The sequence below is a fragment of the Thiocystis minor genome, from assembly GCF_016653465.1.
GTDB classification, from domain to species: Bacteria; Pseudomonadota; Gammaproteobacteria; order Chromatiales; family Chromatiaceae; genus Chromatium; species Chromatium minus.
In genome coordinates, this window is the sequence record NZ_NHSQ01000195.1 from 1 (window position 1) to 6772 (window position 6772).

Sequence of the window (6772 nt, forward strand, 5' to 3'; positions counted from 1 at the left end):
GCTTTCATATTCGTCCATCGGACTCTCCTCGGTCGTGTGCTTGGCGGCTCACGCTGCGGAGTGTCCCGATGGACTCCCGGAAATGTCAAACTGCTACTGTCACCCCGGCAAAGCCGGGGGATTTCTCATTTTATTAAGCCCGAGTGGCGCGCTCATCCTCGACTTTCCGCTGCTTCCCGAAACCCGATTGCGTTACAGCCCTTGGGCGTTAGGACTATCCGTGGAGCGCTGGGAAGCGGGGCGCTGGGTGGTGGAGGCGCTTGATCCCGGTATCCCACTCCTCCACGCCGTGCGGTCGGCGAACGCCGGTGAGCCGATTCACGAATTTGTCGCCCAATTCCCGCGTGAGGTTCGGTCGCCGGCAGAAGAATATGTGTATTTACAGACCAGCCTGCTGCAATGGATCGCGACGCGACCGGCGGCGGCGGAATTGTTTGCCCATGTGCCAACCTTGTTGTTGTTACTGATTGTCGCCGCGCAGGAGGCGGGCTGGTCCGCGCAGAGGATCGAGCGCGTCTTGTCGCGGCGGTGCTCCGAGATTCTGGAGCGACTCACCGGGATCCGTTCGGAAGCGGCCGTGAAATTTATTCACCGTATCCGCTTGTTGCATGGCGATCGCCGCGACTATGCGTTGATCCTGGACAGCCTCGACAGCGGTCATGGAACGCTGTGGCGCGAGTTCAGCCAATGGCCCGTATCCCGATCCATGTCTTGGCAATTCGATTAAACGCTCCTGCGCTGGCGGGGACGCAACTGCTCAAGACGCTGGCCGATCACCCTTACCAACGTCTCTCGGACGCCACCGCACAGATCGCGCGGAAGCAGTCGCTGTGGCGGGATACGCGCGACCTCGGAGCGTTACTCCAGATCGCCGATGCCTCGCAAACACTGACGCGGTGTTCCTCGTTCGCGGCGCTCGAACGGCTGCATGATCGCTGGATGCGGCGCGTCAATCGAGATCCGGTGCTCGCGAGTCAGCGTGGCGATGCCTTTCCGCCCCCGCCGTTCCCCGGCACCACGGCCATCGAACCCATTCTGAACGCGGGCGATTTGGCCGCGGAAGGGCGCCAGATGCGACATTGTGTGGCGAGTTATGCGCAGCGGGTCAGCGCTGGCCGCTGTTATCTCTACCGCATGCTCGAACCAGAACGCGCGACCATCGAGATCGTGCTGGACGGGGCGGTGCCAACCCTTGGCCAGTTTAAACGAGCGAATAACGCTGTACCCGGTCAGGCCGCCTGGGACGCCGTTGATGCGTGGTTGAGGGAGCACCGTCCCCCGGCGGATCGGGGACCATCACGGCGGTTCTGATTGCCAATCCGCCAGAGAACCGACAACCGCGTGCGAGCGTCTGTGGTCCGGGCTCAACCCCATGAGCGATCCGTCAGGCCGCGTCGCGCCGTCGCAGACACGCGTTCAACTGCACCGAGAGGTTGCCATGCCCACCTTCCAACACCTTGTCGAAAGCGTTGGTTTGCTCATCGATGGAGCCGGGGTACTGATCATTGTCCTCGGTCTCCTGATCGCCACGGGTCGCTTTGTGCTGACGGGACGACAGGTCTCCGATCCCTACCGTCGGCTCCGTCAGGATCTGGGGAGAGGGATTCTGCTGGGATTGGAATTTCTGGTCGCGGCGGACATCATTCGCACCGTGGCTGTGACGCCCACCCTGGAGGGCGTGCTGGTCCTGGGGCTGATTGTCCTGATTCGGACTTTCCTCAGCATGGCGTTGCAAGTCGAATTGGACGGACGGTGGCCGTGGCAGCGGACGACAGACAGGCTTGATGGGGGCAACCGTGGAAAGGATACAATCCGGGCTCCAGGTATTGAGACGCCAATGACCAAGCGTCAACCTGAAAATAGCGGGAATCAGCCATGATCGAGATCGAATACATCGTGAAAGACAGCAACGGAAAAGAACGCTTGCGCACCGCCGACAAGAAAGTCGCCGATGCCTATGACCGGGTGCTGGAGAACGCGGAGCGCCTGGCGCAGCTGCTGCGCGCCGACCAGGTGTTGCCGAATCTGTCGGAAGCGGATCTGGAGGAGTTGACTCTCTATCTGGCCCGCAACGCTCAGAATGTGGAGCGCGTGCTGAAAGGGAAGGCGCCGGAACGCGAAGCGGTCGCGGCGGCCTCGGTCCCCGCCGGCAGGACGGATAATGTCGCGCCCATCAAGGCGGCTGGTTGACATGGAACTGAAGCGTGGTCAGCGTGTCCCGCTCCCGGAGCTGATCCGCTCCACCACGTTTCGAGTGGCCGTCAACCTTCAGGGCGTTTCAGTCGATGTCTCCTGCTTTGGTCTGGATGCCCAGGGAAAACTGGCGGATGACCGATATCTGGTGTTTTTCAACCAGCCGCAGACTCCCTGTCGTGGTATCGAGCAAATCGCGCTCGCCGGGTTTGTCTCGGGTTTCACGCTGTCCCTCGCCCGTCTGCCCACCACCATCGACCGTCTAGTCTTCGTCGCGGCCATCGATGGACCAGGAACCATGCGGCAGTTGTCGACCGGGCGCGTGGTGGTGTTCGACGGTGACCGGGAAGCGGCAGCCTTCGCGTTCCAAGGCCAGGATTTCGACCAGGAGCGCGCCTTGATGCTGATCGAACTCTATCGCAAGGGCGATGGCTGGCGGCTCGCGACGACCGGGCAGGGGTTCAACGGCGGTCTGGATGCGCTGGTCCGTCATTTCGGCGGTGAGGTCGCGGAATCTCCCCCTCCGGTCGCGACACCACAGCCCGCGCGCCTTTCGCTGGAAAAGCGCATCGAGCAGGAAGCCCCGCATCTCCTCAGCCTGGCCAAGAAGGCGACCGTCAGCCTGGCTAAACAAGGGCTGCAAAGCACCGTGGCGCGGGTCGGGTTGGTGCTCGATGCCAGCGGCTCGATGCGGGAGCAATACAAGCGCGGTCGGGTCCAGGAACTGCTGGAGCGCGTGTTACCGCTGGCCCTGCACTTCGACGACGATGGCCGCCTCGATGTCTGGGCCTTCGACCGAGAGCCGAAGCCGTTGCCGCCCGCGACCACGCGCAACATCCAGGGCTATCTTGATACCGCCAATGGCGGCTGGAAAAAGTGGTACGGCGGCGCGAACGACGAGCCCAAGGTGATGCGGGCCGTGATCGATCACTATTGCCAACACCCCGACGTGCCACCGGCCTATGTGCTCTTCGTCAGCGATGGCGGCGTCCATCAGAACCGGGAGATCAAGGCGCTGATGGTGGAGGCGGCCCGATACCCGATCTTCTGGCAGTTCATGGGGCTGGGTGGGCGCAACTATGGCATCCTGGAAAAACTCGACACCCTGGAGGGGCGCGAGGTCGATAATTGCGGCTTCTTTGCCGTTGACGACTTGCATCAACTCACCGAGGAACAGTTGTACGACCGGTTGCTCCAGGAGTTTTCTCAGTGGCTGCGGGAGACGCGGGCCAAGGGGATTGTCCGCTGACTGCCGTACTCCTGAACGGGTATGACGATGGCTAAATCGTACCGCAGCGACGCGCTCGCCGCGATCAATGAAACCATGGAAGCCCTCCACGAGGTGGGCGCCATCGACAAGCAGACCCTGCGCGCGTTCGACGACACTTGTCTGACGCCGGTCGATCCCCTCTCGCCCGCGGCCATCCGCGCTCTACGCGAGCGTGAGCATCTTTCACAGCCGGTCTTTGCCCGTTACCTCAACGTGAGCAAGAATCTCGTCTCCGACTTGGAGTGCGGTGTTAAGCGCCCCGGTGGGCCAGCGCTTCGGCTCCTGACCGTCATCGAGAAGAAAGGGATTCAGGCGATCGCTTGAGCAGCTATGGACGAGACATTCATGCACCCGGTCGCCCGATGACCTGCTAACGTTGATATCTGATGGCTGGGTTGATGCGCATCGCTGGTAACCTGTTTGCCGACCTTCCTCAAGTCGTAGAGGGTGAGGTTTTCGAGGATCTTCTGAGATGTCGCAATCTCCAGATTGAACGGATCGTCAGCAGCGACAGCCCTGCTTCCGGACAATACGATCAAACGCAGGATGAATGGGTCTGCCTCCTCCAAGGCGAAGCCACGCTGTGGATTGCAGGCGAGGAAGTCACGCTCCGGGCAGGCGACTATCGGTTCATTCCCGCGCGGACACCACACCACGTCTTGCAAACCTCTCGCGAGCCATCGTGTGTTTGGTTGGCGGTTCATCTTCACCCTGAACACGCCGGTACAGTGTCGTGCCAAGACTGAGATGAAGGCGCGCGTTGGTTGACCTCGACGACATGATGGGGCAACCCGCCTGTGATATGTTTGGTCAACGGGAGAAACGTCGCGGCCGCGTCGTCCATCGAGTCTGGCAACCACCGCGGCCAAGGCCGTCAAAACTCTGACCAACTCAGTGGAGTGCTGTTTCCATGTCCGGTCGCCTACGCAAGCTTATCGGCATCCTGCTCATCTTCGCCGCCGTCGGCGTCGCCTCCGCGCAGGCGCTGCTCGTCTCCTGCTCATCCGCTGCCGCAAGCAGCGCTCGCCACGCCGGCGCGACCGGCTAACCAACGCACGTTATGCAACGCCTACTCCTGCTGACAGCCGTCGTCTTCGTCGCCACGATCTTGTTGATGTATGGATGGCGACAGGTGTCGAAACGCTTTGCCGAAGATCGCCCTGGTGTCGACCCGTCGCCGACGGGATGGCTGCTCTTCCTGCTGCCACTACCGGTCGCCGCGGCGGCCCTGATCTCGATGGCACAGGGACAAACCGTCGCCTTTCTGGGCGACGCCATCGGCTATGGCTTGTTCCTGGGTGGCGCGCTGTTGATGCGTCTCGGACGCTTGCCCGCCAGGAGCCTCGCCCGCGCACGCTGGCCTTTTAAAACGCTGGGCAGCGTGCTCGTCAGCCTTGCCACCGGGGTCACCGTCTGGCTCGGCATCGGTCACCCCCCCGCCATTGCGGCCGCCTTCGCGGCGGTTGCCCTGCTCGGCTGCTACCTCACGTATGGTTTCGACCCGCGCCTCGGCTACCGCTTCGGGCGCCGCATCAGCGCATCGACGCGCACCACGCTCGCGGAGGCCGATCGTTCGCTCGCCGCCATCCATCAGGCGATCGGCGAGATCCGTCAACCGGAGATCAATATCCGACTGCGGCGCATCGCGGGGCTTGCCAGTGAGATACTGCAACGGCTTGAGGCGGATCCGCGTGACTTGCCCAAGGCACGCACGTTTCTCAACGTCTACCTCGATGGTGTCCAGAGCGTGGTCGAAGGCTATGCGAAAACCCAACACCATCACGCCGCGCCCGACCTCGAAGAACGTTTTCGCGGGGCACTGATCATGATCGAAGCGGTGTTTCGCGAGCAGCAGCAGAAGCTGCTGGAAAGCGACATGGATTATCTCGATGTGCAAATCGACGTGCTGATGCAACAGCTCAGGCGCGAGGGGCTCATCTGATTTGCGCGGATGCTCGCAATGGTCTGGCAGGTGCGTTGGGACAAGGTGATGAGCTGCGCCTTGTGTTTCGCCGGGACTCGGCTACCGGGCTAACGTACCGGTAAAAACAGCTTCAGCGGCGCATCGAGAAAGGCCACCGCGCCATAGCGCGCATAAAACCCGGCCGCCTGTGCATCGAGCGCGTCCACGAACAGCCCCACGGCAACGGCCTGTTCGCGGACGGCTCGAACGCGCTCCATGGCATCCATCAGCAACACTTCCCCCAGACGCTTGCCCTGAGCCTGGCGATCGACCGCCAGGCGTCCGAGACGCACGCCGGGGATGATGCGCGGCAGTTTCTTCGCCAAGGTCAACGGCAAGGCGCGGGTATCCACTTCCGTTAAGGTCAGGGCGTAGCAACCCAGAATGATCGCGGGCGCCGTCTCTTGGACCGCGACAAAGGTCTTGGACAAGCCTTTGTCCTGATGTTGGCGGGCGACCTTGGCGAGCCAGTCATTGAGTTCCGGACGCCCGCACTCGAAGCCCTGACGGTCATGGCTGCCAGTCAAAGCCTGAATCCGCATCGCGTTTCAAGTCCTGGTAACGCGCCTGGGCGGCGGCGAGTGCGGGGGGCGGCGGCGGCGGATTTTCCAGCAGGTCGAGCAATCGCTCGGCGTCGCGCCGGGAGAGGGTCAGTGTCTGCTCACGCTCGATAATGGCCCGTGCTTCCTTGAGGGCCGCCTGCACCAGAAACTGGTTGAGCGTGGCCCCGGTGAGGACCGCCGCCTGATGCAGGGTATGGAACACCTCGGACGGCACTCGTGCCCCGATGCGTTCGAGCGGTTTGGTGGACGTGGCTGCCATGACGGTGTCCTCTGACTTGAGTCGATGCACAGTAGCATTGTCGCCAAAATGGCGCCAATGATTCCGAGGCGGCATCGACGACGGTTGGAGCTGACGCGGTTTAAATATCTAATTTAATCGTAACGTGAAATTCCACGCCCTCTGGGCGTAGTCAGAGTTCAACGGCTCTGCCAGTTAGACAAATTGGCTTCGGTTGAGCCTATCAGGCGCTAGGCCCTGTTCCGTTAGAGCGAATCGCTTCTCACGCCCGTCACGGCGATAGGCGCTCCGGCACTTGAAGCCAACTCGATCCGTTTGGATCTTGGTAACCGCTAGACAGCGCCTTGCGGCAGCCAATTAACCCCCTTTGGGGTTAATCCAATTCCACCCGCTCTGCGGGTGGATTCTTTAATAAAACGAGAAATCCCCCGGCTTTGCCGGGGTGACAGTAGCAGTTTGACATTTCCGGGAGTCCATCGGGACACTCCGCAGCGTGAGCCGCCAAGCACACGACCGAGGAGAGTCCGATGGACGAATATGAAAGC

The 6772-nt window shown here is 61.8% G+C and carries 11 protein-coding genes; 9 read left to right on the forward strand and 2 right to left on the reverse strand.

Annotation, left to right across the window (positions count from 1 at the left end; translation table 11 throughout):
* Positions 1-82: 82 nt before the first annotated feature.
* The 9 genes from CCR95_RS24475 (at position 83) to CCR95_RS24515 (ending at position 5405) form a co-directional block, all read left to right on the forward strand.
* Complete coding sequence (locus tag CCR95_RS24475; protein WP_201099287.1) at positions 83-727, forward strand: hypothetical protein; 645 nt, start codon at positions 83-85, stop codon at positions 725-727.
* The gene (locus tag CCR95_RS24480; RefSeq protein WP_201099290.1) at positions 712-1311 is read left to right on the forward strand and encodes a PcfJ domain-containing protein; all 600 of its coding nucleotides are present in this window, start codon (positions 712-714) and stop codon (positions 1309-1311) included. The genes CCR95_RS24475 and CCR95_RS24480 overlap by 16 nt, the downstream gene beginning before the upstream one ends.
* A 127-nt stretch (positions 1312-1438) precedes the next feature.
* Positions 1439-1879: a DUF1622 domain-containing protein gene (locus tag CCR95_RS24485; protein WP_201099292.1), complete on the forward strand. Its 441-nt coding sequence runs from the start codon at positions 1439-1441 to the stop codon at positions 1877-1879.
* Positions 1876-2190: a YebG family protein gene (locus CCR95_RS24490; protein ID WP_201099294.1), complete on the forward strand. Its 315-nt coding sequence runs from the start codon at positions 1876-1878 to the stop codon at positions 2188-2190. The genes CCR95_RS24485 and CCR95_RS24490 overlap by 4 nt, the downstream gene beginning before the upstream one ends.
* A gap of 1 nt (position 2191) precedes the next feature.
* On the forward strand, positions 2192-3442 hold the full coding sequence (locus tag CCR95_RS24495) for a VWA domain-containing protein (RefSeq protein WP_201099296.1): 1251 nt from the start codon (positions 2192-2194) through the stop codon (positions 3440-3442).
* 27 nt (positions 3443-3469) lie between these two features.
* Positions 3470-3787: a helix-turn-helix domain-containing protein gene (locus tag CCR95_RS24500; RefSeq protein ID WP_201099298.1), complete on the forward strand. Its 318-nt coding sequence runs from the start codon at positions 3470-3472 to the stop codon at positions 3785-3787.
* 74 nt (positions 3788-3861) lie between these two features.
* Positions 3862-4209, forward strand: a complete 348-nt coding sequence (locus tag CCR95_RS24505; RefSeq protein ID WP_420825689.1) for a cupin domain-containing protein — start codon at positions 3862-3864, stop codon at positions 4207-4209.
* A gap of 164 nt (positions 4210-4373) precedes the next feature.
* Positions 4374-4511, forward strand: coding sequence for a hypothetical protein (locus CCR95_RS24510; RefSeq protein WP_201099302.1), 138 nt, complete (start codon positions 4374-4376; stop codon positions 4509-4511).
* Between the two features lie 84 nt (positions 4512-4595).
* Positions 4596-5405 carry a 5-bromo-4-chloroindolyl phosphate hydrolysis family protein gene (locus CCR95_RS24515; protein WP_338115503.1) on the forward strand — a complete coding sequence of 270 codons (810 nt, stop codon included), beginning with the start codon at positions 4596-4598 and terminating at the stop codon, positions 5403-5405.
* A gap of 89 nt (positions 5406-5494) precedes the next feature.
* On the opposite strand, the gene CCR95_RS24520 is transcribed toward CCR95_RS24515, so the two are convergent.
* Both CCR95_RS24520 and CCR95_RS24525 read right to left on the reverse strand, forming a co-directional pair.
* Complete coding sequence (locus tag CCR95_RS24520; RefSeq protein ID WP_201099306.1) at positions 5495-5968, reverse strand: GNAT family N-acetyltransferase; 474 nt, start codon at positions 5966-5968, stop codon at positions 5495-5497.
* Positions 5937-6248: a type II toxin-antitoxin system TacA family antitoxin gene (locus tag CCR95_RS24525; RefSeq protein WP_201099308.1), complete on the reverse strand. Its 312-nt coding sequence runs from the start codon at positions 6246-6248 to the stop codon at positions 5937-5939. Before CCR95_RS24525 ends, CCR95_RS24520 begins: the two co-directional genes overlap by 32 nt.
* Positions 6249-6772: the final 524 nt, after the last annotated feature.

Coding starts and splice junctions, on each gene's coding strand:
- CCR95_RS24475 (WP_201099287.1), top strand. CDS start 83: ATGTCAAACTGCTACTGTCACCCCGGCAAAGCCGGGGGATTTCTCATT.
- CCR95_RS24485 (WP_201099292.1), top strand. CDS start 1,439: ATGCCCACCTTCCAACACCTTGTCGAAAGCGTTGGTTTGCTCATCGAT.
- CCR95_RS24490 (WP_201099294.1), top strand. CDS start 1,876: ATGATCGAGATCGAATACATCGTGAAAGACAGCAACGGAAAAGAACGC.
- CCR95_RS24495 (WP_201099296.1), top strand. CDS start 2,192: ATGGAACTGAAGCGTGGTCAGCGTGTCCCGCTCCCGGAGCTGATCCGC.
- CCR95_RS24500 (WP_201099298.1), top strand. CDS start 3,470: ATGGCTAAATCGTACCGCAGCGACGCGCTCGCCGCGATCAATGAAACC.
- CCR95_RS24505 (WP_420825689.1), top strand. CDS start 3,862: ATGCGCATCGCTGGTAACCTGTTTGCCGACCTTCCTCAAGTCGTAGAG.
- CCR95_RS24510 (WP_201099302.1), top strand. CDS start 4,374: ATGTCCGGTCGCCTACGCAAGCTTATCGGCATCCTGCTCATCTTCGCC.
- CCR95_RS24520 (WP_201099306.1), bottom strand. CDS start 5,968: ATGCGGATTCAGGCTTTGACTGGCAGCCATGACCGTCAGGGCTTCGAG.
- CCR95_RS24525 (WP_201099308.1), bottom strand. CDS start 6,248: ATGGCAGCCACGTCCACCAAACCGCTCGAACGCATCGGGGCACGAGTG.